This is a genomic window from Citrobacter sp. KH_055_1 (assembly GCF_057838705.1).
The window spans coordinates 2,879,328-2,904,800 of sequence record NZ_CM174473.1; the positions used below are offsets into that span (position 1 = coordinate 2,879,328).

A 25,473-nucleotide genomic window follows, 5' to 3' on the forward strand; every position below is an offset into this window, starting at 1 on the left:
GCTGTGAGTCCTCTCAGGAATGAGGGGAAATAGGTTCAGGCTTCACGGGCTGGATTTGTCAACAAAGCACGTAGCGGATGATTCCCGTGAGCCTGATATGAAAAAGGCCGCCATGCGACAGCCTCGAAATGAATACGGTTGTTACATTGATGGAGTAAGTGGAGTCTTAAGCAACTCTGATACTTGAACAATACCTACATAATGAATCCTGCCCCCCAGAATCATTAGATTGAAAGCGCAAATAGTATGAAGGTACCAATTCGTAAGTTTTGCCAGCCAGGACACATTTTTTTTGTCCCAGATACTAAACTTCCTGCCGAACAAAAAACAAACAGGATGGCTAAAATGTACAACTCTATTTTAGTACCAATTGATGTTTCTGAGACTGACTTAACACGGCAAGTTATCCCCTATGTTCAGGCTCATTCTGTATTAAATACTGCTAAAGTACATTTTCTAACAGTAGTTCCCACATTGCCTTATTACTCATCTTTAGGTCTGGCATATTCAGCAGAAATGCCAAAATTAAAAGACATTCAGCACGCTGCATTATTGAAACTGGATGAAATCGTGAAGCAATTCAAAATCCCTGCGGGAAAAACCCAAACACATGCAGCCGCTGGGTCACCAAAGGATCAAATACTTAATCTCGCTAAATCAATCGATGCTGACTTAATCATTATTGCCTCACATCGTCCAGACATTTCAACCTACCTCTTAGGATCGAATGCAGCCGCCGTTGTCCGACACGCTGGTTGCCCTGTACTTGTAGTTCGATAAGAAATGAATCGCCACGCGCTTAGATGACATTCCGTTAGCTAGAATTACACTATCAAAATGCAAGAAAAAGGCCCATTCCATGGAGTGGGCCTGAAAAGAAGTGTTTTGATTAACGTGATGCCGGGTGCCTCCAGGTGTATCTTTGGCTGACAAACCATGACCCGTGTGCACTAAGCGTGTCATTCCATGACTTTGTTTACTGTCAGTTTCACCCCTCCGCTTAGGGGGATTCATCACAATTACGTCAAAACGAGAGCTTTTACTAGATGCTCTATAACTTTAGAACCAATAAGAAAAACCTGCAATCAAACAACACTATTATTCTAAAAGGATCAGACTTCACGGGCTTGATTTATCAACAAAGCACGTAGAGAGTGATACCCGTGAGCCCGAAATGGAAAAGGCCACCATGCGGCAGCCTCGAAGTAAGTGCGGTTGTTTATATAGGTGGAGTAAGAGGACCTTCTAACACTTCTGCTTCACCGTTATGGCAAATGTCGTCTCCTCTTGTCAGATGCCAGACTCCTGTGATTGTTTTACCCGTCTCGAGATCATCAACAGTGTCATTCGTGTAGTATGCCACCTGTACAACACCGACATGCTGAATCCAGTAGTACCCTTCTTTCATAAGCTCCTCCGCGATACTCAGCAGATAGTATAGAGCGGTACAAATAATGCTGTGGTGCAGGAAGCCACAACTTAACCTTTGCTAATAAAGTAATTTCGAAAGATGACGATAATGGGTAATAAATGTAAGGCCGGAGGAACCACCATGAGCATGACAGTTAGCAATTTGGGTCAGGACATACTGCAAAGCACAGTAAAACAAGCACCTTCAAGTACTGGCAACTCTGTTTCACAACAAATTCAAAACCTGAAAAAACAAATTGGTGAGTTGACAAAAGAACTCAGCGCCATGGGTTCAAAAATAAATGAAGTAACCTCCGAAGATGAGGCAAAACTACTTAAACAGCAGATGGAGATGATTCAAAGGCAAATCGAGTCTATATACGCAAAAATTGCTCAATTACAAAAGCAAGAAGCAGAAAAAAACCAAATGGTATCGGAAGCATTACCTACGGTAAGTGACAAATCAAGTTCGAACGTTGCAGGGAATAATACTAAAAATATTGATGTCTACGTTTAGCAGTTGCCCCCTCTCATTTTTCCTCTGAGCTAGAAACGACAAAGCATTGAGCATTGTGAGAACTTGTTTTCAAGTTAACGATTTCAGCTCGGCGATATGACAGGGGTACTGGTGCAATGCACCTCGCGAATACCCCTGTCGTATCGCCGGAAAGCAAAAACCCCGCACTGGCGGGGTTCTCGTTATATTCAAATTGTTCGCTTTTCGTCGCTGCCATCGTGGCGCAGCTCTGCCAAGCATGAATAGATTATTCACTTTACTGGCCCGTTTTCAAACGTTTTTACATCAAAAAGCACTTAAAGCTAACTCTAACCGACATTTTGTGCAAATATCACTCAACAAATGAGTTATTCGTTACAAAACGATCGTTTTGAACGATCGATAAATAAGAATCGATCTGTAATACCAATTTTAATTGTGTGGTTATCGCACGTAGACTCAGGGCCAAACCTAATAAATGGAATTATCATGAGCCTTTATCACTACTTGGCCATATATATCGCGGGCTTCATCATAATGTTTGCTTTGTTAGTTCGTGGGGATCAGGTACACGGCCTCGAGTTTGACCTGGCTGATACGTTGATAACCTCCTTTCTGTGGCCCTTCTACTCTGTTGCTATTATCTGTATTGAGATCTATGAGCGGTTTAAACAGAATCGTCACTAATAACCTTTTACCCCGGCTTAACCGGGGTTTTTGTTTCGAATTACAGACTCATCAGCCTCCCGGTCAGTTCCTCCTTTGGTATGACCAACCATCCTCTAACCCGGCTCTCATCTGGTTACGAACCGCAAGAAATGTTTTTGCTCTGAATATTTCCAGGCACCATCGCACGCGCTTTCTCGCCTCCCCGTCGGTTAACCATGGCGCAATCGCCTGCAGTTCCCGGGTAATGTCTGAGATTTTTTTTCGGGTGGTGTAATACTGAAGACCAACGACATAAACCGGATCGTTTATATCCAGTGCCTGCAGTACGCATTGTTCAACAAAATCGACATCATCATTATGCAAAGCTTCATCAATCACACTGGCAGTTGACTGTGGCCAGAGAATGCTATGTGCCCTGTTCATCGCCTGCTGTCCACGGAATCCCTCTTCACGAGCCTGGTTCAACGCTGCGGTGAAGCGTTCTAACGCCTTATCTGACCAGTTCCGTCCCTTAAGCACATTCCAGCACGCGTGTCCTCGCGGCATACGTGGTGCCGTTTTTCCTCCCACCCCTTCCCCCCAGGTAGTGAGCAAGGATTTAATCCATCCGGACTGAATCCCCGTCAGGAGAATGCATTTACCCAGCCAGCTTTTACGCGGCGCAGCTGCTGCTTTTTCAAATGCTGACTGCTTTAGTCTGCGTTGGCGTGGCGTCATGCTTTTAGATCCTCAATAATTATTCTCCCGGTTTCTCCCCATAATTTTGATACCCGCACATCCCATATATGAGCATCATTTTCGTAAATGGCATCCATCAGGGCTTTCATCATATTGTCAAAATCAGGTTTTATCTGGTGTGGTTTACCGTTGAAATCAGCCCGTTTCTTTTTGATCCAGCTCGCTGGCATCGGCAAGATGAAGGTGACATGCGCACCGCTTTCCGGCAGCTCAACACCCTGCAGACGAACTTCATCACAGAAAGCCCGGTAGCGCAGAACCTCGGGGCGTTTTTTCCATTTGTCAGCGCGCGTCATTCTGGGCTTGCCGACAGGCGTGATTTTATATTCAGGCATGAGTCGATTTCCCCAGTTCGTAGAGAACCTGCACCAGTAGCTCTGTTTCAGTACCGAAGTTATTTTCCCAGGACTGGCGACCGGCATGAATGGCCACACCGTGACCGCCGGTTCGATGATGGGTATGACAGAGAGGAATTACGTGAAAATTGTCTGCACGAACAGACATCCCGGTACCGGAGCTACAATGATGGATTTCTGCGGGAGAATCTCCCAGCCCTTCGTTGCGGCAGACAATGCAGCGCAATTCAGCTACACGGGAAAGATGAAATTTTTCAGCTTTATTTTTTGATTTGCTCATGCCGTACCACCAGCACGAACAAAGGCACCGTTTGTGAAGAAACGGCGTGATTGGGGTAATTCATTTCTTTGCGCCATCGTGATTTCCCGGTTGGCGCAGTGTTACTCAGCGGGCTGTTCAGACCCGTTTTCATTATAACCCAACTTGTCAGGCATCTGAAACAGGTAGACCAGCTTTCTTCCTGACCTCTTCCAGTGCCCGTAAAGACGTTACAAACTCATCTTTACGTAATGCAAACCCCCTCACCACGCGCCCCTTCACAAAATAAATCAGAACCGGGCCAGTGTGCTCCGGCAACCCTGGGATTAAATCATCCGGAATTTGCATGAGATGCCCCTTGCAAAGATTCCCACATCTGAATCGACCTGTATTACCTGATAATAATTGTGCGAGGCGATGCGGAAACTCGATCTAAAAAATGGCAGCAGGTGCCACCAGCTTAAGGGGGTTAACTAACCAACCACTCGTCTGTACTTCCACAGGTATCCAGGAGAATTGATTCAATTTTCTTTATGTCGTCCTTGTCACCGCCAAGAACGCTGAAACCGTCAGCCCCAGCTCCACGAATGCTCTGGCTACAGTTTTCATCCTGATGCCCCAATCTTTTCAGCAACTTTTTTTCCAGTGCTGGTACCGTGCCATTTGGAAGTTCTTTAGTGCGATCAATGGCTAATTCAACTCTCATAATTGCCTCCAATGCATATACTGTGTTTTTGTACAGTATACCTGTAAGCAGAAATGGTCAACGATTTAAGAGCACAAATTGTTAATTTTTGTCAGGACACAAAAGTGGAAATTCGCTGTAGCGGATTGAATTAGCGATATTTTATTAAGCTGCTATTTTTTCTACTGGCAATACCTAAACAAATTAACCCTGGCCAGCGTCTCATCGAACAGCGTAGGTAGAACCATGAAGTAACACCTGACCACCTACAAGTCGTATTTTTCAATCAACATGGAGTCTGGCTCGCGCCATGAGCAAACGTTTTACGTTTCTATTGAGGTGGACAAATCCCGGAAGCTACTTCCCCCCTGAAACCAGGATATTAAGGTTTCGTTAATCATTTTCTTTCAGCTTGACCACCGAAATTATGACTACCCATTTACGTAATGTATTTCCACATCAGGACATTGCGTTTTTTCGGGTCCTACACATCTTTGTCGCGGTATTGGATTTAAATTACCTGGCTCATGCTCAACTTAATGTTGACATAATGTTAACTCGCCATACTGGTAAGACGCTAAAAGAGGTCTTCCTATGCGAATCTTATCTCCTTATACGTTGCGCTGGCTTCCTGGTGAACGTGAACAGAATGATATTTCAGTATTTATTCGTGAAAGTTATTCTCAGTTTTATCGTGCTTCTCTTCCACGCTGCATGCCATGGTTACTTGGAATGTTCGATGCAAACGGAGAATTAAAAGCAGCCTGTGGCGTCCAGCCAGCCTCAATGGGCAAGATATACCTCGAACACTATCTTGATTTCCCGGTTGAAGCAGTGCTGTCTGCACGATTGTCACATCCCGTTTCACGCGACTCGATTGTTGAAATTGGTAATTTTGCCGCGAGCGACGGGGCAAGCGCCCGAATAATGTATGCGGCTCTATGCCTGCTTCTCAATCAATACTGCTATTCGTGGATTGTCTTTACCGGAACAAAAAAAATACGCAATACCTTTTTCCGCCTGAATCTGCAACCAGTCACATTGATGTCTGCTGACCCGACAAGGCTTGGCGAAGCTGCGCGTGAATGGGGGAGCTATTACGAACATGACCCACAAATTATGGCGGGGGAGTTACATGGTGGGCAAACCACACTGAGTCAGACCAGCCTGTTGCTGGGAATGTTTGCTGATCCGCCTTCTGCTCCCTGGATAACCCCTTCCGGAGGATCTTATGCTTCTGAACATGCTTGAGAATCAGGCTGCGCTTCAGCCAAATGCCATCGCCCTGCAGGGCGATTCTCGCTCGTGGAGCTGGCAGCAATATCATGAAGCCGTTAAGGCAGTAGCCGAACAATTATCTTCCCTCAAGGTAAAACGGCTGGCACTTGAAATGGAAAACAGCCCTGAATGGGCCATCATCGATCTGGCATGCCTGGTAAGTGGAGTGGTGATCATCCCTGTCCCCTCCTTTTTCAGCGGGCAACAAAAAGCCTGGGTACGATCATCAGCCTCTGTGGATGCACAAATCGGTGGAGAAATCCTGGCGGATTGGCAGGAACACGATTTTGTACTCGGAAGGCTGCAAATCCGTGCAGTAGAAGACCCCGTGACTCTGCCGGCAGGAACGGCAAAGATAACGTATACCTCCGGTACAACCGGAGAGCCAAAAGGCGTCTGTCTGAGTCTTGATGGTATGGAATGGATGGCTCAAACCTTAGCGGCCGCATTGCACCCCCTGAATCTGGAAAAACACATGGTGACACTGCCCCTCAGTATCCTGCTAGAGAATCTGTGCGGCGTTTACATCCCTCTGCTACTTGGCGCTGAGACGGTGATTCTCCCACCCTCCCGGATTGGGTTTGAAGGTTCGAGCCGCTTTAATCCCGCCCAGTTTCTTCTGGCGCTGACCACCTGGTGCCCACAAAGTCTGGTGCTGGTACCGGAGTTGCTACGTGTGTTACTGCAGCTGCACAAGCAGGTACCGGGCAGTACGCAATCTTTACGGTTTGTCGCCGCAGGCGGCGGCAAGGTTCCGGCTTCGTTGCTAACAATGGCGATAACGAGTGGTTTACCAGTATATGAAGGGTATGGCCTCTCCGAATGTGGCTCTGTCGTTGCTCTAAATCTGCCCGACGCAATAAAAGAGAACAGCGTTGGTCGGCCGTTACCGGGTATCCGGATCCATGTTGATGACCAGCAGCAATTGTGTGTCACCAGCCCGGCCAACGCTCTGGGCTATCTGGGAGACGCGCCTGCCTCACCCACGGTTGCCACCGGCGATCTTGGCAGTGTCGATGAACACGGCTTTGTTCGTATTCAGGGACGCCTGAAGAATGTGCAGATAAATGCCTTTGGTCGTAATTTTTCACCTGAATGGCCTGAGGCAGAGGCCATGACCTGTCCGGCTGTACGCCGGATAGTGATTTTTGGAGAAGGCTTAAGGCATAACGTTGCACTTGTTGATGCCGTCGACGGGCAACAGATGCAGGCCCGCGAACAGCTGCTGGCCCTTTCCGCGCGCCTGCCTGATTATGCGCAGTTCCATCGCTTATTATTCACTTCAGCTATATCAGAGCCTGGCATGCTCACTACAAATGGCCGCCCACGCCGAGAACTCATCCGGCAATCCTTCTGGCAACACATTCTCACCTGTAGTGAAAAGGAGTCATCATGAGCTTTTATAACAAATTACAACAACAGACTGAGGACGAACGCCGGAGTTTACTCTCCTCACCTGTCATCGCGCGCTGCCAGGCTGGTGATATCTCGCGCGACCTGTATATCGCTTTTCTGACACAGGCTTACTATCACGTCAGCCATACCGTCCCCCTGTTGATGAGTGCGGGCAGCCGCTTGCCAGCCTCACATGAAGCCGTTCGGGGCGCAATTGCTGAATATATTGACGAAGAGTACGGGCATCAGGAATGGATCCTGAACGATATTCAGGCTTGCGGCGGTGATGCGGAAAGCGTTCGCAATGGCACCCCGGGGATACCGATAGAAATGATGGTTGCCTGGCTCTACTACCGCATTGAACGGGTCAACCCTATGAGTATTTTTGGCATGGTACAGGTACTGGAGGGAACCAGCGTGTCTATTGCTACCGCGATTGCAGCCCAGGTGGAACGGACACTGGGGCTGCCAGAACAGGCGACAACCTACCTGCGTTCACACGGTGAACTTGATCAGGGGCATCTTAAATTTTTCGCCTCACTTATGGACACCGTAACTGATGAAGCCGATCAGGCAGCCATTATCTATGCTGCTCGTCGCGTCTATCACCTGTACACAGAGATGCTTAACCAACTGGGGCAGACCACGTATGAACCTGCATGATAAAACCGTTCTTCTGACTGGCGCCAGCGGTGGTATCGGACAAGAGCTGGCGCAAAGGCTGGCGCACAAAGGAGCCAGACTCTACCTGGTTGGACGAAATGCACAGGCGATGACGCTTCTGAAAGAGATGCTTCCCAATCCGGGACGGCATCATATTGCGCTGATGAGCAGTTATACTGATGACGAAATCGTCGCGCTGGCCAGCAGATTCAAAGATGAGAACAAACTGGATATCCTGATCAACAATGCCGGAACCAGCCGTTTTGCACTGTTTGAACAACAGTCTTTTGACGATATTCGGGAACAGATTAGAACCAATATCGAAATCCCCACCCTGTTGACCCGCGCCTTGCTGGATAAGTTTAATCCGCAGGGCATCATCCTGAACATTGGTTCGATATTTGGTGAAATTGGCCATCCAGCCTGGAGCGTGTATAGCGCCACCAAAGCGGCTACGCACCGTTTGTCGGAAGCGCTGGGGCGCGAGTTAAAGGGGAATGGTATCAGCGTACTATATGCTGCGCCGCGTGCCACCGAAACGGCGCTCAACAGTGACGAGGTTTACGCGCTTAACCGCAAACTGGGTAACAGCAGTGATTCCCCGCAAGTTGTCGCCATACGTCTGGTACAACTCCTTGAGACAGAGCAGAAACTCTACCGCTTCGGCGCGATGGAACGTCTGTTCGTTAAAATCAATGCCTGGTTTCCCGGTTTAGTGGACAAAGCGCTGGGTAAAAAATTACCAGTGATCCAGTCCTATACCCAGGGCACATTCAAAGGTGAAGACAAATGAAAATTATGAAAACGTTGCTCCTGACAGCAGCTTTTCCCGCCTCTGCCATGGCGACTACCACGCTGGAAAACCTCCAGCACGACTGGTCCGTTTGTCAGTATCAGACTCTAGAAGCAAAAAAAGAGAGCTGCTTTACTACACTGAGTCAGCGGGCCCATAGTGCGAGCCAGGCGAAAAATAATGCTGATGCGGCATTGCTTATCTGGTCGGCGATTATCGACAGTAGCTGGGCGGGGGCTAAAGGAGGGCTGGGTGCATTGAGTCTGGTCAAACAGGCCCGTAGCGATCTGGAAAAAGCGATCAGCATCGACCCCAATGCTTTACAAGGTTCAGCCTGGACCAGCCTTGGGGCGCTATATTATCAGGTTCCCGGCTGGCCGATTGGGTTTGGTGATAAAAACAAAGCCGAAGAAATGCTGAAAAAAGCACTGGCGATAAATCCTGATGGCATCGATCCAAACTATTTTTACGGTGACTTTTTGCTGAAAGAGAAAAAGACTGACGAAGGGAAACGCTATCTCGAAAAGGCTCTTAAAGCACCGGCTCGCCAGGGGCGTGAAATTGCCGACCAGGGACGCCATCGCGATATAGCAAAAGACCTGGAAAGTATTCAGTAAAATATTCAACCCCCTGCGTTGTTATAACGCCTGGGGTTGTTAGTTTGTAAATCCGTGTCACCTTTCCTCAATTGGCGAAATCTCCGTGTTCGTACTGGTACCTCAAGGTAGTTTCTTACATAAATTGAGAGTCTGCCCCTGAACAAAGTGGGTGGATGGACAGCGTGGTAATTCGCTCTGTTTCATTGCGCCAGCTCCTGCATCAGTGCGCCATGTTTGCGAATGCTGAGAACGGCTTCACGAAGTTTTTCCAGGTTGGCCAGCTTCACTTTTGTGCGGCGAATTTCATTTGAGATACCGCGTACCGTTGGGATCAGCAGATCATCAGGACGGCTGACGAAAGCGGGGATTTCCTCAACAATTTCGGTGACAGATTTTTCTAGTACTGGTGGAGTTGATGTCTCCGGTTCCCGTGGTGCAGAGCTTTTGTTTTTCACTGACGCAGTGGCCGACACCGAATAAACAAACTTACTGCCCACTTTTTCGCGGATGATCCGCCCTTTTGTCATGTGGTGGGTCAGCATTGGCGCCACACGTTTGGATTCAATACCTGCCAGTGTTGCAAGCTCAAGGGATGTCTGCGGTCCATGTTCCGCCAGTATTGCGATGACGTCGCTGACTGATACACTTGCCGGTGTTTTGCTGACAGAGCTGGCCGCCGTGGGCTGTGATTTAACTTCCCCGGTAGCAACTTTCCAGTACCCGTTAACCTGAATAACCTCGTTACGTTCTTCAAGCTCACGAAGCATCCCGATCACCGCCGCAGGCTCAATTTTCATGCGCGCCGCAATTTCACGGGCGGTCGCTTTTTCCATCGCTTTCAGTACGTCTAAAATGGTTTCCATAAATTCTCCAGGTTAATTTTTTAGCCCCTGAAACCTTCAGGGATGGTGTTGTCTGGCACTGAAATGGCGTTAACATCCCGTTGTTGCGTGCTACCGCCAAGGCGGATAATTAATTCATCCCACTTTTCCCTCAGCTTTGACGGACTCAGGACATTGCGACACCAGAACGGATCGCGTTGTACGCGTTTGAATAAATCGCAAATCTGGCGATGGGTGCGCCCGTCTATGCAACGCATCAGGCGTATTTCGTTTGCCCAGGCATTCCAGTTAGGGTCTTTTGGGCGTGACAGTTCGCCGTCTGTCTCGGCGGCCTTCTCGTAAAGTTTTTTGATGCGGGAAAAAATCCACTCAGCGCACTGATGATCTTCTGGTGTGCCCCATTTGCCCCTTTGCTGTTCAGAGGATGATTTTTTTTCTTCGCCTGTGGATAAGTCGGCTTCCGGGGACGCAGTTCCCGGACAAGAAGAGATCTGTATGTATTTATCTGTTTTAAGATCTGTATAGAGAATAGATTCGGCTTGAGAGCCGTTTCCAGGATTCGGCTTATGGGCCGTTTCCTTTCGGCTCAAGAGCCGTTTGGGTTCGGCTTGAGAGCCGTTTCCATTCGACTTAAGAGCCGAATCCAGAGCTGGCGGGAATATCAGGGCAATTAATGCCTCTTCATTGATGCGATAATGCATCTTTGGCGTACCATTTACCTTGCGTTTCTTCTCTTCGATAACACCGGGCAAATACTGGCTGATTATTTTGCTCATTGCCTTGCGAATCACGTCCTCGCTGGACGCACGAACTTCCGCAGCAATTACCGCATGCTCTTTGTAAAACCAGCCATTTTCGAGGTGGGATTTACCTGACCAGAACACCAGTTGATTCAGGATCGCCGCGAGTAAATGCTGCTGGCGGTCACCGGCGAAAAAATCCAGATAGGGACAAGGGATCGTGATGCTGTTCCCCTGACCGGACATCGACTGGACAATCTCAAAAATTCTACTCACACAAAACTCCGTACCTGCTGTGCACTCTGTCATGACTGCACCTTCCTGAACTTGAGTTCAAACTCTCTCCGGCCTGTCTCGCAGATGTCCTGATAACCTTCGTATCGGTACATAACCCGAAGATGAGAAACTCTCATTACCGTCACCATGCGCCCGCGTTCGTTGCGGTATTTCATCCCCGGAATCAGTTCAGCGCTGCGATCGACTGTCTCCGTCGGTAATCTGTGCTTCATCGCATTTTTCATACGGTCTACTAATTCCTGGGCAAGCATGGGAGCCTCCTGTTACACCGAGCGGTGACCAATTTGGTTGAACTGGATGCTGACGCCGGGAATGAGATCGGCCAGCGCCTGAATTGCCTCTGCCGTTTCTTTGCGGATTATCTGCATTGGCTTACCAGTCAGCACCGCGCTGGTCGCCTCGATGCACTCACGGTTCGCAATGGCCACCAGGTTATGTAAGTCATGCTGACCAGCCAGCTCTGCATCCATCGCAGCTCTGATTGCTGGCGCCAGCGCAGCTGCCTGACCACGATAGTGCGCCGTGTCATTTCGAAATGCCCGCTGGATGATCTGCGTGTTGTTATGCAGGCGGCGCGCATACTCTGACGGGTCGACGATATCCGCCAGGCTGTCCAGCAAATCACCGTAGTGATGCGCTGTAATCTGCGGGACTATCTTTTTCCAGCCCCCTTTCCTGCCATCCTTCATCGCCCACTCTTCCAGCTCAATGGCCAGCAATTTAATCTCGTTGATTTTCATCAATCAGATTCCTTCTTGGTTGTGCAGGTATTCTGTTTTCCAAGGCGTTTGGCCTGGCGGTAACGGTCATAAACGTCTTTGTCGTAGATGAGTACGCCACCCGAGGCTTCCTCCAGGCGGCGGGCCCGACCTTCGGGAACAAGAGTTCCCCATTTGTAAAGAGACTGAAGTTCAACACCGGCGGCTTTCGCGAGTTTTGTTTTGGTGTCAAAAAAAGCAAGTGCTTCACATGTGAGCATGTGACCTCCATTTTGTTAGGTATATCTAACACTAGCTTGCGCGGGATATCTAAGTCAATAAAATTTAGAATTGTCTAACTATGAAAAATTTAAACAGCCTTGGACAAAGAGCTCTTGCCAGACGTAAAGAGCTCAAGCTGACTCAGCGTGAGGCAGCCAAACTTGCTGGTGTTGCGCACGTGACCATTTCGCAATGGGAGCGTGATGAAACGCAACCTGTCGGCACTCGTCTGTTTTCGCTCGCAAAAGCCCTATCATGTACACCGACTTGGCTGTTGTTTGGAGATGAACAGCAAAATCCTGTCCCTGCCAATGAATTACCATCCACCACTCAGTTGACTGACAAGCATCGGGAGTTGATAGATCTCTTTGATTCTTTGCCTGAATCAGAGCAAGAAGCCCAGCTTCAGGAAATGCGAGCGAGAGTGCAGAACTTTAATAAATTGTTCGAAGAGCTTCTCCAAGCCAGACAACGCCAAACCAAAAAATAATTTACTATTTATCAGTAAGTTAATTTAAATTCGCTCATTTTGTTAGTTTTACCTAACAAAATATCTTGCCTATTCCGTTAGACATATCTAATCTAAATCCCATCAAGTAACCACACGCAGTGATTACTCAGAATCAAAATGTTCCGCTTACCCTGGCGATACAGGGCCAGAAACAAAAAAAAGCGCCCTACTGGACGCTTAGCTCTTTAACAATCTGGATATCCCTAACATCACCAATTAATTGGTGGCGATCTATCTGTATCAAAAACGTTTTTACAGGAGGGACAATGACTTTTTTGAAAGACATCATACAACCCCACAACCTGAGGCTGAAGCATAGATACTTGCTTTTTAATAAAACAATGTGGGCAAAGATGCACTGTTATTTCCGCTTCACCCACGAGCTGCTGCTTGGAGTAAACAAGCGAACCAGAATCAAGCTTTTTAAGGGCATAACCTTCAGTTTGGCTTTTAAAATCTTCAAACTCTGCAATTTTTGCTTTGAGAAGTACTGCATCTTCATCACGAAGGCGGATCACATCGCCAAGAGCGAAGCACTCCGCCTGAAGCGTAATTAATTTGCTCTGCAGTTCAATAGTTGCAGCTTTTACTTCAGCATCCGTTTTCGCGTCATTGATAACTTTAGCGAGACCTGCAGTCTCCTTTATAGCGGACATAGCCGCCGATAGTTCCGCAATCACTTTGAATACTCTGCTTATTGTTGGGGATATCCAGATTAACTGAATCCTTGTTGTTGGGGAATAACAGGATCCACCGCGCCTGATGTGGTTAAAAGCAGGCCAAAGCAATAACAAGTAGAACCCGTTCTGGCGGCCCGGTGTTTTCCCGTATGTATCCGGCCACCGCCAGCTTTTTCAGGGAACAACATGCAAGCGCACTCCTTCACTTACCAGTTAGGTGACAGGTATGAAACAGGCGGAGTGCGCTTGCAGATGTGATTAATTGCTGTGTGTGCCGCGTGGTCTTTGCCCATCTTCCACGATGGGCACCTTTTTTACCGGAGGGTTTATGAAAAATTCACAGCCAGTTATACCGGACGGGGATCCTGATGTGGAAAGCTCAGTTAAAAATTTTATTTACCAGTTAAGCGTTCCTGCTTTTCGCGACCGCCTTACAGCTGAACTCGAGGCACTGTACGAACAACAGAAGGAAGCTCTCGATCACACAGAATCTTTACTCAGGATGGTGCGTGCCAATGGTTAAATTTACCAGCGAAGATATTGCCCAACGTACAGCTGAAGCTGAATATAAAAAAACTGTGGCTGATATAACCGGTGTTCAAAAATACAAAGATGAGGCGGTGCTGGATATGTGCTTCATCAAAGTAATGGCAAAAATAGTTAACGACCAGAGGGTTAATATTAGCGAATTTTTACGCTGAACTTTTATTTACCCCCTTCGATAACTTCAAACAATTAAGAGATTTTTTATTTATGCCTTAACTGGCAGGGCTAACTATATCCATCAATGATGGCCCTGTCATAGCCAGCCATGCAGGGAGGGTAAGTGACACTTGAGTGCTGTCCGTATTGCAAAAAATGGAGTTCTGTTGACTCCATGTATAAATCAACAAAAAGAATGCATAAGAGAGTAGTGACTTCTTATTTCTGTAGCCTTGAGCATGCTATCTCCTACAAACAAATTCATGAACCGCGGCACTGCAATTTAAGCAGAAGCAATATGCGCCATTCACATAAATATTATTGAGGTTATTATGACAATTGGATTAAAAAAATTTGGCGGGAGATTCGAACCAAAAAAAAGCGCACTTGAAAAAGATAGTACGCTTCCGGTTTATGTTGCTTTTAAACAAGCCAAGAATAAAACAATAGCAAAAACATTACTGCATGCGGATTTTATACAGTTCGCGCCAGATTATGCTGATGATTATTTTGCTCCCAAGGTATGGGAAGTAGAGGAAGGAATGTTCTGCACTGTTGAAGGGCAGTTCTATACCGACCTTTTCACTGGTGAAATTGTCTGGAATGCTGAGAAAGGCGAACCAGAGCGCATCATAGTTGAGCCAGAGCTTGCTGGCGGAAATGAACAACTTAATGCTGACGCGACAGAAGAAAAAATGAAACCGGTGAAAGAGCTGGATGTGCTGGCCCGCGCATACTGCCTTGCGGTGTTTGGTGCCATTGAGGAAATCACCCCTTCTCAGTATGGCCAGTTAATCGACATGCTGAATGATGATGAATTTAGCCCTTTACGCGAACAGGCAGAGGGTCTTGCCAAAGACCCCCGCATTCTTGCCATGTCTCCTGAAAAACAGACCGAATGCCTGACCTGGGTGCGTCAGAAGGCGCGCGACAATGCTAAATGGCCAGACTATAAAAACCTGTTTACCCAATGGGCTGATACCCCGCCCGATAAACGCGAGCCAGTAAAGTGTGTTCAGACTGGCACCAGGAGCAGTGACAAGCCGACCATGAACGAACTTGCTACCAGACTGCGCTATCGCACAGCCATGGGAAAATTATCCCGATCCATGGATTTCGACGTGTGCAGCCCTCCAGTTGGCATTGAAATGCGCATCAATACCATGCTGTGCAGTAAAGATGTCGAGATTGATGACTGGTGTGCGCCATTTTCACGAACACCGGGTATTCATGATTATCACCCGGCGTCCATCGTGGCCATCATCAAAACCGCAGATGAAAAACTTCATATTTACCCTGGCGAACTTCGCCAATACATCGATAGCTTCATTGCGGGTTTTGACTGCGTTAATCCACCACAACTGGTCATTGATATTGCCTGCGGACGTACGTCTGCCCCGCTGCCACAAAAAAAAGATGGAGCAAAGTCTGATGGTGAAACCGAACAGACGTTACAGGACGAAAATTTACCACCAGTTGTCTGCCCGGCTCGCACTGCAGAACTCGACAGGGAACTGGATGCAGCATTTGCCAATAGCGCCTCAAATGAGGGCGAAAAAACGGAAGTGACCGAACTGGAAGACTACCGGCAACTTCTGGATGCTCATGAAATTGAGATTGCCCACGCGCTGAACGATCTGCTTTCCGGACGAACCGACATTATGGGTAAAGAAGAAGCGGAAGGCGTTGTGACATGTACTGGTCATTTTATCGCTGACATTCTTCCTCTGCTGATCATCGATATTGCCACCACTGAATTTTGTCTGTCGCCCAATTTCAGCGACGAAGAAGTTCACGATGTCGCAACGACAATTCTTGATAGCTGGTCTGATGATGCTGCCGTACGTCAGAAAATCGCCCTAGATGCGATCGTGGAATATCGTCGCCCGGAACCGCCAAAACCGGTGGAGATGGATCCTCCCGTGGTTACCGTTAAGCCGAAAAAGGACCCAGAAACAGTATTTGCGCCAAAACCTGCCCCGATGGCCCTCACATACCGCCAGAAACTGACGCTCGCAGCTCTGCAGGGGATGTGTGCAAACCCGGCATACCGCGGCGATTTTGAAGAATTGCCGCACATGGCCGCAGCGTTGGCCGCTGGGGTTATAAGCGCGGAGGCGGAGCAGTGACAGAAAGTTTAACCGGCGATGAAGCCCTGATCCGTTCTCTGCACGTCTGTGATGATGGATGTGACTGGACTGTCTGGCATGTATGGCGAATCGGAGAACGGCGGCGCATAAGCGAACATGTTTTCACGCGACCGCCAGTTCGTCAGCGTGCTTTACCGCAGAGCATAAAACCCAAGAAAAAACGGCGCCAAAAAAGAAAGGCAAAACCAACTGCTGATTTTTGATCATCAATCTTCGCCAGCTGTTTCACGTACTGTAATGGCTGGCTATCGGGAGAATAGCCGATGCATGAACTTACACTGTCTCCTCAGGAAATTGCAGAAATTACTGGCTATCAGCGCTACACCCACCAGCAGCGACAACTGCGGTGTCACGGCATACCGTTCACCACTGATGGGCGGAACCGTCCAATTGTATTGCGCAGAAGTATTGATCCCGGAGTTTCTGAATTACCTAAGGTCGATGAATATGTTGCACTTGAGCCAAATTACGACGCAATCAATGGGCAGACCAAGAAAAGATCCTAAAGACAAGCACCTCCCTCCACGCGTAACTAAAAACCGTTATAGCTATGTGTGGAAGCCAAAAGGAACAAAACAAAGTGTAACTCTTGCACCTATTACCGGGACAAGTATGTCCCGGTTATGGGCGCGCTATGAGGAAGAAAAAGCCAAGCGTTCAGACGTAATGACATTTTCTAAATTATGGAAGTTATTCACCAGCAGCCCAGCTTTTGCTGAACTGGCTCCGCGAACACAGACTGATTACAGGTCATATGAAAAAAACCTGGTCCCAGTGTTCGGGAATATGCGAGCAGATGACATAAAAATTGAGATGGTCAGGATCTATTTGGATAAACGTGGCCAACGCAGTATTAACCAGGCAAACCAGGAACTCGGCGGGATGTCGCGTGTTTTCTCATGGGGATATGAACGAGGATACGTGAAAGGAAATCCATGCAAAGGAGTGCGCAAGTTCTCTTTAAAAGCCCGTGACGTGTACGTGACAGACGAAGAATATCAGGCAATTTATGAAGAGGCGGCACCAGCTCTCCGGGTTGGCATGGAGATATCTTACTTATGTGCGGCTCGCGTTTCGGATGTTCTTTCTCTCAAATGGTCGCAAGTAAGCGAGGAAGGCATTTTTATCCAGCAGGGAAAGACCGGCACTAAACAAATAAAAGTCTGGACTGAACGGCTTCATAACGCCATCGAACTTGCAAAAACCCTGGGTGGGCGGGAAACGGTTATCTGTAGCAGCAAAAAAACTAAATACTCGAAAAGTGGGTTTAACGATCTGTGGGAAACTGCAAGGGAAGCAGCAGGAAAAAAACTAGATAGAAAACTGCCGTGTACATTTCATGATCTCAAAGCCAAGGGAATATCTGATTACGAAGGCTCGAGTAAGGACAAACAACTATTCTCAGGTCACAAAACTGAAAGCCAAGTTGTGGTTTATGACAGAAAAGTGAAAATTTCTCCCACATTGGATCTTCCAGTATTGGGTAAATCAGAAGATGATGATGGCGAGTTTTATACCAAGTGAATATACCAACACTATACCAAGTGTGACATGAGTCGTTGAAAGGAATTGAGCTAAGTGTTTGAATAGTGGCGGAGAGAGGGGGATTTGAACCCCCGGTAGAGTTGCCCCTACTCCGGTTTTCGAGACCGGTCCATTCAGCCGCTCTGGCATCTCTCCGTTCTGGCGGTTGCCATGATGCCAGGTAATTTGGCATTTTAACAGACCCCGTTCCGTCAATTTCGTTCAAGTGACGAGTTTGCGAGCAAAACGATGATTAAGTGGCCCTGGAAAGAGCAAGAAACAACCCGGAATGATGACTGGCCGTGGGATGACGCCCTGGCAATTCCTCTTCTGGTGAATCTCACTGAGCAAGAACACGCCAGACTTATCGCGCTGGCTGAGCGTTTTTTACAGCAAAAAAGGTTAGTTGCACTGCAGGGACTTGAACTGGATCCGCTAAAAAGTGCGCGCATTGCTCTGCTTTTCTGTTTACCCATTCTGGAATTGGGTATCGAGTGGCTCGATGGTTTTCATGAAGTTCTGATCTACCCTGCCCCGTTTGTCGTGGATGATGAATGGGAGGATGACATTGGATTGGTGCATAACCAACGCGTCGTTCAATCCGGGCAAAGCTGGCAGCAGGGGCCGATTATCCTGAACTGGCTCGATATTCAGGACTCCTTCGATGCCTCCGGTTTTAATCTGATTATCCATGAAGTGGCGCACAAACTGGATATGCGCAATGGCGATCGGGCCAGCGGTATTCCGGCGATCCCGCTGCGGGATATCGCTGGCTGGGAACACGATTTGCATGCAGCAATGAATAATATTCAGGATGAAGTTGACCTGGTGGGTGAAACCGCTTGCAGTATAGACGCCTATGCTGCGACCGATCCTGCCGAATGTTTTGCCGTGTTATCGGAATATTACTTCAGCGCACCCGAATTATTTGCACCTCGTTTTCCTGCACTATGGCAGCGTTTTTCCCAGTTTTATCGGCAGAATCCCCTGCAACGACTACGCGATAACCGGGAAGATGAGAATAATCGCTCATCGAATGTGCATTAATACTGCATTTTGAGGATTAATTAACCAATTGAAATGACGTGCTAATTTTACTGTTGACACGTCATGGTGAGGTCAGTAATATGCGCCTCGTTCACACGATTCCTCTGTAGTTCAGTCGGTAGAACGGCGGACTGTTAATCCGTATGTCACTGGTTCGAGTCCAGTCAGAGGAGCCAAATTCTTGTTTTCGTGCAGCTTCATTAATACCTGTATGGTTTTAATACAACAGCTTAGCGTGAAAACTTTTCCTGATGCATTTTGATTTTATCCTCCGCATCGGGAAAAATTGGTGGTCAAATCTGGGGTCCGGTTCGTTCTATTATGGAGTGACCCCATATGTCTCTTACCGACACCAAAATCCGCAGTCTCAAACCATCTGATAAACCCTTTAAGATTTCTGACTCTCACGATCTGTATCTTCTGATTAAACCGGGCCGACTCACGTCACTGGTATCTCAAGTATCGTAGTGACGGCAAAGTGAAAAGAGAAAAAGCAGTGCGAAGAGATCCATGCGGCGATTGTGATCAGTGCTCACAATCGCCGGACCGCTTTTCGGCAGTCTCTCACGAGATTTAACAAGCAGACCCAGCCACCGCCACAGCCAGACAGCTCTATTCGAAAATGAAACGTTACCAGAAACGTTTTCTGAGTGCGGTTTCAATCTCGATATCAACGCAGTAGAACTGCAAAATCACCCACACGGCATCGACCAACGCCTCGGTCAACGCCGGATAATCATCATTAATGATGGTGTTGATTTGCTCGACGGATTCATCAAGATATTCCTGAATACTCTCTTCAAATTCCTCTTTGGTCGCTTGATTGCGAAAAAAGCTGAAGGTATCCAGTTTTTCAATTAACAGATCGAGTTGTTCTTCAATACCGTTTAACTGCGCAGGCGTGACGTCAGGATCACGGGCGATCAGTGTAAAAAAGCTCTGCACTTTGGCTTTAAGTTCGATAATCGTCGGAAGATGAAGTTTATCCGATGCCGCACTGCTGGCCTCTGGTCCGGTTTTTGTTACGAACGGCTGTGGTTCTCCTGCCCCGACGCCAGCTTTAACTTCGGTATGGGGTAAGGCTGGCTCGACTACTTCGCTTTCTTCTTCAGTTGGGAGTGGCGTAACCTCTTGCGCCGTTTCGCCGTTGATATGTTGGCGTAGACGACGGTGGAAATAGCTCTCCGGCTCTGCAAAGACAAGCGCGTGTTCACGTTGTGCCTGGCTATACGGCACCATCTGGAGAAGTGCTTCAAATATCTCTTTATGATCCAATTCGATTGCCGCCACGAGTGGACTGTTACCACGGCAATTCTTTACGGCCAGGTCAGCACCATACTGCTGTAATAACTTCAGGATCCGCACAGCCGTGGATTCAAAACGGGGAAATTCATTTGAGACACCGCCGGTGACGGCGCACAGGGCAGGAGTGAAACCCTCACCATTCTTCACATGCGGGTTTGCCCCTTGCTCCAGGAGCAGTTCGACACAGGATTGAGCACCGTAGTAACAGGCGCACATCAACGGTGTAAATCGTTCATCGACTGAAAACTCTTCGAGTTTTGCGCCATGTTGTAACAGCAACTGAACGGTTTGACGCCGTATTGGGCCGGTTATTGCGTCTATAGAGTAGGTAGAAATCGCTTTATGTAATATCGGCGAGTTATCGAAACCACAATGGGTATGAATATCGCCCCCTTGGTTAATCAGCCATTCAAGGAGTTGACTGCGGCAAGAAATAGCAGCGGCTGAGACAAAGTTAGTATCGTAAATATTGGTCAGGTTTAAATCGAGTCCCTTAGGTAGCAAATACTCCATCACCTGAATGATCGTTTCTTGATCTTCTTTCCATGAACCACGCTGGGTGATAGTCAGTAAGGTCGGTTCTTCCACAGCACCAAATTTCTTATTGATATCGAGACCATACTGTAAAAAGAGATCGAGAAACTGGGGTAAAAACGTTCTGTTTTTTACCATGGGGAAGACCAGTAATCGTAAATTTGACCAAATCAACATCTCATAGGATTCACCTGTATTGACAAATTCACTATTGGGGTCAGCGCCATATTTAAGTAACAGCTCAAGAGCCTGATAGATGTAGTCACGTTGATCGGGGTCAGTATATTTGTCATTGTCCAGGTACTGGCTGATCAACGGTGCCTGGTAAGATTCTGGTGGCGTCATCTTATAGATGCGATTGATATCGACGGTCACCTTAAGCAGTTTCTCGACAATTCTCAAATCAAACTTAGATTTCAGTGCCGCATAGACCAGACTTTTGGCGCGTGAATCGGCTTTCAGTTGTGGCAAATTGTCGAGTAAATATTCGCAGAAGTCCTGTGCGTTGGCATAAACGCACAATTCCAACAAATTGGCGTCATCCCAAAAACTGCTATCATTGGCCATAATGTAGCGTTCTTTTTTAAAGTCAGGAAACCGTTTCACCAACGGCGCAAAGGTTTCAAGCCCCCAAAACTCACTCGCAAAAATAATATTTTCGATTAGCGCAGACGCTTCGATATCCAGCGCAATATCTTTATTTATGATATGTATAAAAAGGTCTTTACTTCTTTCAGAATATAATATCTCCAGCGGAAGATTAAATTCACCATTGGTCCAAAAACTCACAGGCTTATTGATATCTACATGAGCGTCAAGCAGAAGGTCAATCATATCTCTGCGTTGATAATCCTGGTAGGTATACTGTGGCTCGGGGTGATAAAGGTAATTAAGCCAACAATTATTGTAGCGATTTTGATAATAAAGATCGGCACCTAAAGTGAGGTAAAACCTCACCAACGCCGTATTATTAAACTCAATAGCTGAATGAAAGGCGCTAAAACCATTGCACTCAATTTTCGCCCCTTTATCGAATAAGTATTGTACCAGGGAGATATCTGACTCGGGACTGCGTGAGAGAGGAACCAGAACGTTACAAGGGGAAATATCGGGATCAATAAAATTGATATCCCCTCCATTAGCAAGGTACGTCTCAATTTTTTGTATCTTTTTAGAGGTGGATAGTTTGCTGTCTAAGCAAATTTTCCGTAGCGTGAGTTTACTATCCTTAAAAATCCAGTTCAGCATAAAATTCCTTATCAGGGGCTAATAATCGCAGACGTTCACACACTTTAGTCAATCGTAATTCAGGTCAATCTCGTTGAATTTATTGTCGCGATTCTGAATCACGCGCATCAACCAACGCCATTAACAACGGTCCCGCCTTTTCCAGTCCTTTTAATCCATCCTTAATCCAGACCCCTTTCCCACGCCAGGCCAACCGCGCAGCATGATCAAACTGGTCATAGTCCACCGGATACACCAGCGCCGGAATATTCTTTTGCAAGCAATGCCACATTATTCCTGCACCACCATGGTGAATGACCGCATCATAGTGCGTTAGCCAGTCATCGTAGTTCACCCAGGATACACGGTAGACATTGTCCTGCCGCTGCGATTCCGCTGCACAATGATGCCCATCAGTGAAATGAAAAAACCACTCGGGCAACGTACTTGCCAGCGCGATAACGGCTTGCATTACCGCATCTTTATGCCAGTCCAGATGTGTACCGAGCGTCACCAGCACATGGCGTTTATTTACTTCAAAGGGCGGTGCAACGCCTTGCGATGGCGGCGTGTAGAGCGCCGGGCCGATAAAACTAACCGCAGCGGGCCAGCGTTTTACCGTGAATGGCGTAACACATACCGTTCAGCGTCAGTGGCGGCGAAAACGGTAACAGCGGCAAATAGGTCAGGGCTGAGTTGTCGTTAACAAACTGCGCCAGCAAACGGGAAGGCAGGTTATCCGCCGCACGATACCAGGGAAGCGCTGTCACCAGCGTGCTCTCCGTCAGAGCATCCAGCATGTTGCACAATGACTCCGCGCTCAATACTGCATCATCGTCCAGCACCAGAATCACATCACGCGTTACCTGCACCTTCGCCTGTTCCAGCTTAAACAGCTTGGGATTAACGCCCTCTGGCGCCTGAGGAAAGGAGAGAACATTAATATGCTGCTGGGGATAGCGTACTTGCAAACGCTGCGTGACCCGCGCAACTTCCGCATCGTCATCGTCAATCAGCCAAAGAAATGCCGCACCACGCAACTGCCCCACCGTCGAGACCAGTACACTTTCCAGTGCAGGATCGCCGCTGAGGATGGGCTGCATGACCATGACCGTATGCAGATCGCCGCCACGCGGCAAACGCAACACCCCACCACCGCGCTGCAGTTGCTGCAATATGCGTGGAACGATGGTGTTATCGTGCGGACCAAACAAACCACGAGGGCGCAGTAGCACAAAGGTAGTGGCGGGGAAACGGGTGACGGCACCGCTAATTTCCTGCTCCGCCTGAAATTTGCTGTTGGAGTAATGGCTGGAAAAAGCGCGCGCACGGTAGCTTTCCGGCAGAACGTAATGATGCTGAAAATCAAAGTAGACCGCAGGGGTCGAAATATGGATAAAGCGCGGTATCTGGGCATGTCCGGCGGCCTGCGCCAACACGCGGGTTGCCAGCACATTGGCGAGGAAAAATTCCGCCTGTTTGCCCCAGGGCGAGGATTTGGCGGCGCAGTGCCACACCGCGTCACAGCCAGTCATTAACCGAATACAGTCATTTTGACGGGCTTGCGTCAGATCCAGCGGGATAAAATGCGCACCGACCTGCGCCAGTTGTTCGCCCACTCGTTGATTACGTCCCGTCGCCACGACCTGATGGCCGTTTTCCAGCAAATATTGCGCCGCGTTGCGTCCGAGGCCGCTGGTTGCACCAGTCACCAGAACTTTCATGGCAGTAATACCAAGCCAGCCAACGTCAGACCGGCTGCTGTGCCTATCAGCATCACCGGGTTGCCCGGCGTAAACCGACCGCTGTTAACGGCTTCATGCAGCGCCATTGGGATCGAAGCGGCAACCTGATTACCATAATGACGATAAATATCTACCATTGTCGCGGCCGGGACATGCAGACGTTTGCGCATATGTTCAAGGGAAAGATGGCTTGCCTGATGCGGCACTACAGTCGCAACATCTGCCAGCGTCAGGCCGCTTTTTTGCAACAGCCGGGCGAAATAGTCTTCAATTAGCGAAGAGGCGTAACGAAACAAGGGATAGCCCTGCATATGAAACAAGAAATCGTTTTCAGCCATACCTGCACGCGGATTACAGCGTGTGCCACCTGCGCGAATTTCACATAACTCGCTGCCATCGGGGTACATCTCAATCAGACTGGCGACAATACCGCTACGCCCGTTGCCACGTTCGACAATCGCACATGCCGCGCCATCGCCGAAAATAAGTGAAGATTCTTCGTGATTCCAGTCGATGCCGCGCGACGCCAGTTCGGCAGAGGTGACGCACGTTGACGGTAAGGCAATTCCTGTCGCGATAATCTTGCACTTTGTGACAGACGAGTCAGAGTGTGTTTTTTCCATAAAACCAACTGTTGTCTTATTCCATAGAACATTATTACTTAATCAATTCCAAATTACCCGGGCTGATTTTACTGACTCAAGCGCGGAAGAACCGGAGCGTACACGTAGTACGTGAGGATTCTGAGCACTGCCCAGGTTCGAAATGGCAAGCAAAATAGTCCTAATGGAATAGGCTCTAAGCGGGCTTTTTTTTATATCTGATAATCAATCATTACTTCATCATCTGGCTCCATCGCTTGTCGCTTGATCTCCTCCACGGATAACCCTGCATTGCATAACTCGATGAATCGCCAAACGTAATTACGTTGTAATTGACCGCGTTTCAAGCCAAGCCAGACAGTATTGGCATCGAATAAATGCCGGGTATCCAGACGGGTGAGCGTCCCCTCTTCCTGTTCACCGCTGGATTGCTCCGCCACCAGCCCAATGCCCAGTCCCAGCGCCACATAGGTCTTGATCACATCAGAGTCCTGCGCGCTGAGGATAATATCTGGCAGTAATCCTTTGCGGGCAAATGCCTCATCAATACGTGAACGCCCGGTGATGCCCTGGCGGTAAGTAATAAGCGGCCAGCGAGCAATGGCCTCCAGCGTCAGCGGGGACGTCAGGACTAGCGGATGATCGTGAGGTACGAGCAGGCTGTGATGCCAACGAAACCATGGAAAAGCCACCAATAGGGGATCGCTGCTTAACCGCTCGCTGGCAATACCGATATCTGCCCCACCATTTTGCAATAGTGCGTCGATTTCCTGCGGCGTGCCCTGAATTAACTCCAGGCGAACTTCAGGGAAGAGTTCGCGAAACGCTTTAATCACCGCAGGCAGGCTATAACGTGCCTGCGTATGGGTAGTGGCAATCGTCAGCACTCCGGAAGTGTCATTGGTAAACAGATCGGCAAGTCGGCGAACATTGCTGGCTTCATTGAGAATACGTTCAGCGATAACCAGCAGGGCTTTACCCGGTTCGGTCATACCAAGTAGGCGTTTACCACGGCGGATAAATATTTCGATACCCAGTTCATCTTCAAGCTCGCGAATATGGCGGCTTACCCCCGATTGCGAGGTATAAAGGATATTCGCGACCTCCGTCAGGTTGTAATCCTGACGTGCCGCTTCACGGATGATTTTAAGTTGCTGGAAATTCACTCTACACTCCGGATACATCAGACATTACGCTATTGTTAAAGTCTGATGACCGGCATAACAAATAATAAAAACCTGCATCT

General features: G+C 48.1%; 28 protein-coding genes, 2 tRNA genes and 4 pseudogenes. 16 read left to right on the forward strand and 18 right to left on the reverse strand.

Features of this window, described 5'->3' with window-relative positions; all coding sequences use genetic code 11:
• Positions 1-345: 345 nt before the first annotated feature.
• Positions 346-780, forward strand: coding sequence for a universal stress protein UspF (uspF, locus tag AC3ITF_RS13660; protein WP_048221179.1), 435 nt, complete (start codon positions 346-348; stop codon positions 778-780).
• Between the two features lie 439 nt (positions 781-1,219).
• Here the strand turns inward: uspF and AC3ITF_RS13665 are convergent, their stop codons facing one another.
• Entirely contained in the window at positions 1,220-1,408 is a 189-nt protein-coding gene (locus AC3ITF_RS13665) for a hypothetical protein (protein WP_191219858.1), read from the reverse strand.
• Positions 1,409-1,552: 144 nt separating this feature from the next.
• On the opposite strand from AC3ITF_RS13665, the gene AC3ITF_RS13670 reads away from it, so the two are divergent.
• The gene (locus tag AC3ITF_RS13670) at positions 1,553-1,927 is read left to right on the forward strand and encodes a FlxA-like family protein (protein ID WP_489175750.1); all 375 of its coding nucleotides are present in this window, start codon (positions 1,553-1,555) and stop codon (positions 1,925-1,927) included.
• A gap of 729 nt (positions 1,928-2,656) precedes the next feature.
• On the opposite strand, the gene AC3ITF_RS13675 is transcribed toward AC3ITF_RS13670, so the two are convergent.
• From AC3ITF_RS13675 to AC3ITF_RS13695, 5 genes are all read right to left on the reverse strand, one after another.
• Positions 2,657-3,292 carry a hypothetical protein gene (locus AC3ITF_RS13675; protein WP_489175751.1) on the reverse strand — a complete coding sequence of 212 codons (636 nt, stop codon included), beginning with the start codon at positions 3,290-3,292 and terminating at the stop codon, positions 2,657-2,659.
• The gene (locus AC3ITF_RS13680) at positions 3,289-3,648 is read right to left on the reverse strand and encodes a RusA family crossover junction endodeoxyribonuclease (protein WP_489175752.1); all 360 of its coding nucleotides are present in this window, start codon (positions 3,646-3,648) and stop codon (positions 3,289-3,291) included. Before AC3ITF_RS13680 ends, AC3ITF_RS13675 begins: the two co-directional genes overlap by 4 nt.
• Positions 3,641-3,949, reverse strand: a complete 309-nt coding sequence (locus AC3ITF_RS13685; protein ID WP_286605532.1) for a Ref family recombination enhancement nuclease — start codon at positions 3,947-3,949, stop codon at positions 3,641-3,643. The genes AC3ITF_RS13680 and AC3ITF_RS13685 overlap by 8 nt, the downstream gene beginning before the upstream one ends.
• Before the next feature lie 147 nt (positions 3,950-4,096).
• Complete coding sequence (locus AC3ITF_RS13690) at positions 4,097-4,276, reverse strand: hypothetical protein (protein ID WP_044711856.1); 180 nt, start codon at positions 4,274-4,276, stop codon at positions 4,097-4,099.
• 121 nt (positions 4,277-4,397) lie between these two features.
• Positions 4,398-4,634: a DinI-like family protein gene (locus AC3ITF_RS13695; protein ID WP_191236184.1), complete on the reverse strand. Its 237-nt coding sequence runs from the start codon at positions 4,632-4,634 to the stop codon at positions 4,398-4,400.
• A 573-nt stretch (positions 4,635-5,207) separates the two neighbouring features.
• Between AC3ITF_RS13695 and AC3ITF_RS13700 the strand changes: the two genes are divergently transcribed.
• Genes AC3ITF_RS13700 through AC3ITF_RS13720 form a run of 5 tightly spaced genes read left to right on the forward strand, consistent with a single transcriptional unit; the run spans position 5,208 to position 9,359 of the window.
• Positions 5,208-5,864: a thermostable hemolysin gene (locus AC3ITF_RS13700; RefSeq protein ID WP_195994547.1), complete on the forward strand. Its 657-nt coding sequence runs from the start codon at positions 5,208-5,210 to the stop codon at positions 5,862-5,864.
• Positions 5,845-7,287: an AMP-dependent synthetase/ligase gene (locus AC3ITF_RS13705; protein ID WP_489175753.1), complete on the forward strand. Its 1,443-nt coding sequence runs from the start codon at positions 5,845-5,847 to the stop codon at positions 7,285-7,287. Before AC3ITF_RS13700 ends, AC3ITF_RS13705 begins: the two co-directional genes overlap by 20 nt.
• Positions 7,284-7,949 (forward strand): iron-containing redox enzyme family protein, encoded by a 666-nt coding sequence (locus AC3ITF_RS13710; protein WP_286605540.1) that lies wholly within the window; start codon positions 7,284-7,286, stop codon positions 7,947-7,949. The genes AC3ITF_RS13705 and AC3ITF_RS13710 overlap by 4 nt, the downstream gene beginning before the upstream one ends.
• Complete coding sequence (locus tag AC3ITF_RS13715) at positions 7,936-8,742, forward strand: SDR family oxidoreductase (RefSeq protein ID WP_191236180.1); 807 nt, start codon at positions 7,936-7,938, stop codon at positions 8,740-8,742. The genes AC3ITF_RS13710 and AC3ITF_RS13715 overlap by 14 nt, the downstream gene beginning before the upstream one ends.
• Positions 8,739-9,359, forward strand: coding sequence for a tetratricopeptide repeat protein (locus tag AC3ITF_RS13720; RefSeq protein WP_191236179.1), 621 nt, complete (start codon positions 8,739-8,741; stop codon positions 9,357-9,359). The genes AC3ITF_RS13715 and AC3ITF_RS13720 overlap by 4 nt, the downstream gene beginning before the upstream one ends.
• Before the next feature lie 182 nt (positions 9,360-9,541).
• Here the strand turns inward: AC3ITF_RS13720 and AC3ITF_RS13725 are convergent, their stop codons facing one another.
• The 5 genes from AC3ITF_RS13725 to AC3ITF_RS13745 are packed head-to-tail and all read right to left on the reverse strand — an operon-like array spanning position 9,542 to position 12,199.
• Positions 9,542-10,204, reverse strand: coding sequence for a DUF1627 domain-containing protein (locus AC3ITF_RS13725; RefSeq protein WP_489175754.1), 663 nt, complete (start codon positions 10,202-10,204; stop codon positions 9,542-9,544).
• A 20-nt stretch (positions 10,205-10,224) separates the two neighbouring features.
• Positions 10,225-11,169, reverse strand: a complete 945-nt coding sequence (locus tag AC3ITF_RS13730; protein WP_489176447.1) for a hypothetical protein — start codon at positions 11,167-11,169, stop codon at positions 10,225-10,227.
• Positions 11,170-11,228: 59 nt separating this feature from the next.
• A complete protein-coding gene (locus AC3ITF_RS13735; RefSeq protein WP_087052717.1) occupies positions 11,229-11,471 on the reverse strand; it encodes a DUF4222 domain-containing protein in 243 nt (80 codons plus the stop codon).
• 12 nt (positions 11,472-11,483) lie between these two features.
• Positions 11,484-11,960, reverse strand: a complete 477-nt coding sequence (locus AC3ITF_RS13740) for a toxin YdaT family protein (RefSeq protein ID WP_489175755.1) — start codon at positions 11,958-11,960, stop codon at positions 11,484-11,486.
• On the reverse strand, positions 11,960-12,199 hold the full coding sequence (locus tag AC3ITF_RS13745) for a Cro/CI family transcriptional regulator (protein ID WP_016152706.1): 240 nt from the start codon (positions 12,197-12,199) through the stop codon (positions 11,960-11,962). Before AC3ITF_RS13745 ends, AC3ITF_RS13740 begins: the two co-directional genes overlap by 1 nt.
• A gap of 80 nt (positions 12,200-12,279) precedes the next feature.
• On the opposite strand from AC3ITF_RS13745, the gene AC3ITF_RS13750 reads away from it, so the two are divergent.
• Positions 12,280-12,690 carry a helix-turn-helix domain-containing protein gene (locus AC3ITF_RS13750; RefSeq protein ID WP_016150004.1) on the forward strand — a complete coding sequence of 137 codons (411 nt, stop codon included), beginning with the start codon at positions 12,280-12,282 and terminating at the stop codon, positions 12,688-12,690.
• Positions 12,691-12,920: 230 nt separating this feature from the next.
• Here AC3ITF_RS13750 and AC3ITF_RS13755 read toward each other — a convergent pair whose 3' ends face one another.
• Positions 12,921-13,391, reverse strand: coding sequence for a hypothetical protein (locus tag AC3ITF_RS13755; RefSeq protein ID WP_048216330.1), 471 nt, complete (start codon positions 13,389-13,391; stop codon positions 12,921-12,923).
• 328 nt (positions 13,392-13,719) lie between these two features.
• Here AC3ITF_RS13755 and AC3ITF_RS13760 point away from each other — a divergent pair, with 328 nt between their 5' ends.
• The 5 genes from AC3ITF_RS13760 (at position 13,720) to AC3ITF_RS13780 (ending at position 17,767) form a co-directional block, all read left to right on the forward strand.
• Positions 13,720-13,914: a hypothetical protein gene (locus AC3ITF_RS13760; RefSeq protein WP_489175756.1), complete on the forward strand. Its 195-nt coding sequence runs from the start codon at positions 13,720-13,722 to the stop codon at positions 13,912-13,914.
• A complete protein-coding gene (locus AC3ITF_RS13765; RefSeq protein WP_279267600.1) occupies positions 13,907-14,092 on the forward strand; it encodes a hypothetical protein in 186 nt (61 codons plus the stop codon). Before AC3ITF_RS13760 ends, AC3ITF_RS13765 begins: the two co-directional genes overlap by 8 nt.
• Positions 14,093-14,425: 333 nt before the next feature.
• Entirely contained in the window at positions 14,426-16,222 is a 1,797-nt protein-coding gene (locus tag AC3ITF_RS13770; protein WP_489175757.1) for a hypothetical protein, read from the forward strand.
• Between the two features lie 284 nt (positions 16,223-16,506).
• On the forward strand, positions 16,507-16,749 hold the full coding sequence (locus tag AC3ITF_RS13775; protein ID WP_071667664.1) for a DUF4224 domain-containing protein: 243 nt from the start codon (positions 16,507-16,509) through the stop codon (positions 16,747-16,749).
• Complete coding sequence (locus AC3ITF_RS13780; protein ID WP_489175758.1) at positions 16,724-17,767, forward strand: tyrosine-type recombinase/integrase; 1,044 nt, start codon at positions 16,724-16,726, stop codon at positions 17,765-17,767. The genes AC3ITF_RS13775 and AC3ITF_RS13780 overlap by 26 nt, the downstream gene beginning before the upstream one ends.
• 66 nt (positions 17,768-17,833) lie before the next feature.
• Here AC3ITF_RS13780 and AC3ITF_RS13785 read toward each other — a convergent pair.
• Positions 17,834-17,923, reverse strand: a tRNA-Ser gene (locus AC3ITF_RS13785).
• Positions 17,924-18,016: 93 nt separating this feature from the next.
• Here AC3ITF_RS13785 and mtfA point away from each other — a divergent pair.
• The 3 genes and pseudogenes from mtfA to AC3ITF_RS13800 all read left to right on the forward strand — a co-directional run.
• On the forward strand, positions 18,017-18,814 hold the full coding sequence (gene mtfA / locus AC3ITF_RS13790) for a DgsA anti-repressor MtfA (RefSeq protein ID WP_115258844.1): 798 nt from the start codon (positions 18,017-18,019) through the stop codon (positions 18,812-18,814).
• A gap of 100 nt (positions 18,815-18,914) precedes the next feature.
• Positions 18,915-18,990, forward strand: a tRNA-Asn gene (locus AC3ITF_RS13795).
• A 160-nt stretch (positions 18,991-19,150) separates the two neighbouring features.
• A pseudogene (locus AC3ITF_RS13800) lies at positions 19,151-19,301 on the forward strand (Arm DNA-binding domain-containing protein); the annotation flags it as partial.
• A 143-nt stretch (positions 19,302-19,444) separates the two neighbouring features.
• Here the strand turns inward: AC3ITF_RS13800 and AC3ITF_RS13805 are convergent.
• The 5 genes and pseudogenes from AC3ITF_RS13805 to cbl form a co-directional block, all read right to left on the reverse strand.
• A complete protein-coding gene (locus AC3ITF_RS13805; protein ID WP_489175759.1) occupies positions 19,445-21,901 on the reverse strand; it encodes an ankyrin repeat domain-containing protein in 2,457 nt (818 codons plus the stop codon).
• A 79-nt stretch (positions 21,902-21,980) separates the two neighbouring features.
• Positions 21,981-22,496: pseudogene (locus AC3ITF_RS13810) on the reverse strand (glycosyltransferase); the annotation flags it as partial.
• Positions 22,497-22,614: 118 nt separating this feature from the next.
• Positions 22,615-23,604 (reverse strand): annotated as a pseudogene (locus tag AC3ITF_RS13815) (SDR family NAD(P)-dependent oxidoreductase); the annotation flags it as partial.
• Positions 23,601-24,170, reverse strand: a pseudogene (locus AC3ITF_RS13820) (3-oxoacyl-[acyl-carrier-protein] synthase III C-terminal domain-containing protein); the annotation flags it as partial. The pseudogenes AC3ITF_RS13820 and AC3ITF_RS13815, both read right to left, overlap by 4 nt.
• A 269-nt stretch (positions 24,171-24,439) precedes the next feature.
• On the reverse strand, positions 24,440-25,393 hold the full coding sequence (gene cbl / locus AC3ITF_RS13825; protein ID WP_115258849.1) for an HTH-type transcriptional regulator Cbl: 954 nt from the start codon (positions 25,391-25,393) through the stop codon (positions 24,440-24,442).
• Positions 25,394-25,473 lie beyond the last annotated feature (80 nt).

Coding starts and splice junctions, on each gene's coding strand:
- AC3ITF_RS13705 (WP_489175753.1), top strand. CDS start 5,845: ATGCTTCTGAACATGCTTGAGAATCAGGCTGCGCTTCAGCCAAATGCC.
- AC3ITF_RS13780 (WP_489175758.1), top strand. CDS start 16,724: ATGGGCAGACCAAGAAAAGATCCTAAAGACAAGCACCTCCCTCCACGC.
- uspF (WP_048221179.1), top strand. CDS start 346: ATGTACAACTCTATTTTAGTACCAATTGATGTTTCTGAGACTGACTTA.
- AC3ITF_RS13680 (WP_489175752.1), bottom strand. CDS start 3,648: ATGCCTGAATATAAAATCACGCCTGTCGGCAAGCCCAGAATGACGCGC.
- AC3ITF_RS13775 (WP_071667664.1), top strand. CDS start 16,507: ATGCATGAACTTACACTGTCTCCTCAGGAAATTGCAGAAATTACTGGC.
- AC3ITF_RS13745 (WP_016152706.1), bottom strand. CDS start 12,199: ATGCTCACATGTGAAGCACTTGCTTTTTTTGACACCAAAACAAAACTC.
- AC3ITF_RS13675 (WP_489175751.1), bottom strand. CDS start 3,292: ATGACGCCACGCCAACGCAGACTAAAGCAGTCAGCATTTGAAAAAGCA.
- AC3ITF_RS13750 (WP_016150004.1), top strand. CDS start 12,280: ATGAAAAATTTAAACAGCCTTGGACAAAGAGCTCTTGCCAGACGTAAA.
- AC3ITF_RS13765 (WP_279267600.1), top strand. CDS start 13,907: ATGGTTAAATTTACCAGCGAAGATATTGCCCAACGTACAGCTGAAGCT.
- mtfA (WP_115258844.1), top strand. CDS start 18,017: ATGATTAAGTGGCCCTGGAAAGAGCAAGAAACAACCCGGAATGATGAC.
- AC3ITF_RS13715 (WP_191236180.1), top strand. CDS start 7,936: ATGAACCTGCATGATAAAACCGTTCTTCTGACTGGCGCCAGCGGTGGT.
- AC3ITF_RS13670 (WP_489175750.1), top strand. CDS start 1,553: ATGAGCATGACAGTTAGCAATTTGGGTCAGGACATACTGCAAAGCACA.
- AC3ITF_RS13725 (WP_489175754.1), bottom strand. CDS start 10,204: ATGGAAACCATTTTAGACGTACTGAAAGCGATGGAAAAAGCGACCGCC.
- AC3ITF_RS13805 (WP_489175759.1), bottom strand. CDS start 21,901: ATGCTGAACTGGATTTTTAAGGATAGTAAACTCACGCTACGGAAAATT.
- AC3ITF_RS13700 (WP_195994547.1), top strand. CDS start 5,208: ATGCGAATCTTATCTCCTTATACGTTGCGCTGGCTTCCTGGTGAACGT.
- AC3ITF_RS13665 (WP_191219858.1), bottom strand. CDS start 1,408: ATGAAAGAAGGGTACTACTGGATTCAGCATGTCGGTGTTGTACAGGTG.
- AC3ITF_RS13690 (WP_044711856.1), bottom strand. CDS start 4,276: ATGCAAATTCCGGATGATTTAATCCCAGGGTTGCCGGAGCACACTGGC.
- AC3ITF_RS13710 (WP_286605540.1), top strand. CDS start 7,284: ATGAGCTTTTATAACAAATTACAACAACAGACTGAGGACGAACGCCGG.
- AC3ITF_RS13720 (WP_191236179.1), top strand. CDS start 8,739: ATGAAAATTATGAAAACGTTGCTCCTGACAGCAGCTTTTCCCGCCTCT.
- AC3ITF_RS13760 (WP_489175756.1), top strand. CDS start 13,720: ATGAAAAATTCACAGCCAGTTATACCGGACGGGGATCCTGATGTGGAA.
- AC3ITF_RS13770 (WP_489175757.1), top strand. CDS start 14,426: ATGACAATTGGATTAAAAAAATTTGGCGGGAGATTCGAACCAAAAAAA.
- AC3ITF_RS13740 (WP_489175755.1), bottom strand. CDS start 11,960: ATGAAAATCAACGAGATTAAATTGCTGGCCATTGAGCTGGAAGAGTGG.
- AC3ITF_RS13685 (WP_286605532.1), bottom strand. CDS start 3,949: ATGAGCAAATCAAAAAATAAAGCTGAAAAATTTCATCTTTCCCGTGTA.
- AC3ITF_RS13730 (WP_489176447.1), bottom strand. CDS start 11,169: ATGTCCGGTCAGGGGAACAGCATCACGATCCCTTGTCCCTATCTGGAT.
- AC3ITF_RS13735 (WP_087052717.1), bottom strand. CDS start 11,471: ATGCTTGCCCAGGAATTAGTAGACCGTATGAAAAATGCGATGAAGCAC.
- AC3ITF_RS13695 (WP_191236184.1), bottom strand. CDS start 4,634: ATGAGAGTTGAATTAGCCATTGATCGCACTAAAGAACTTCCAAATGGC.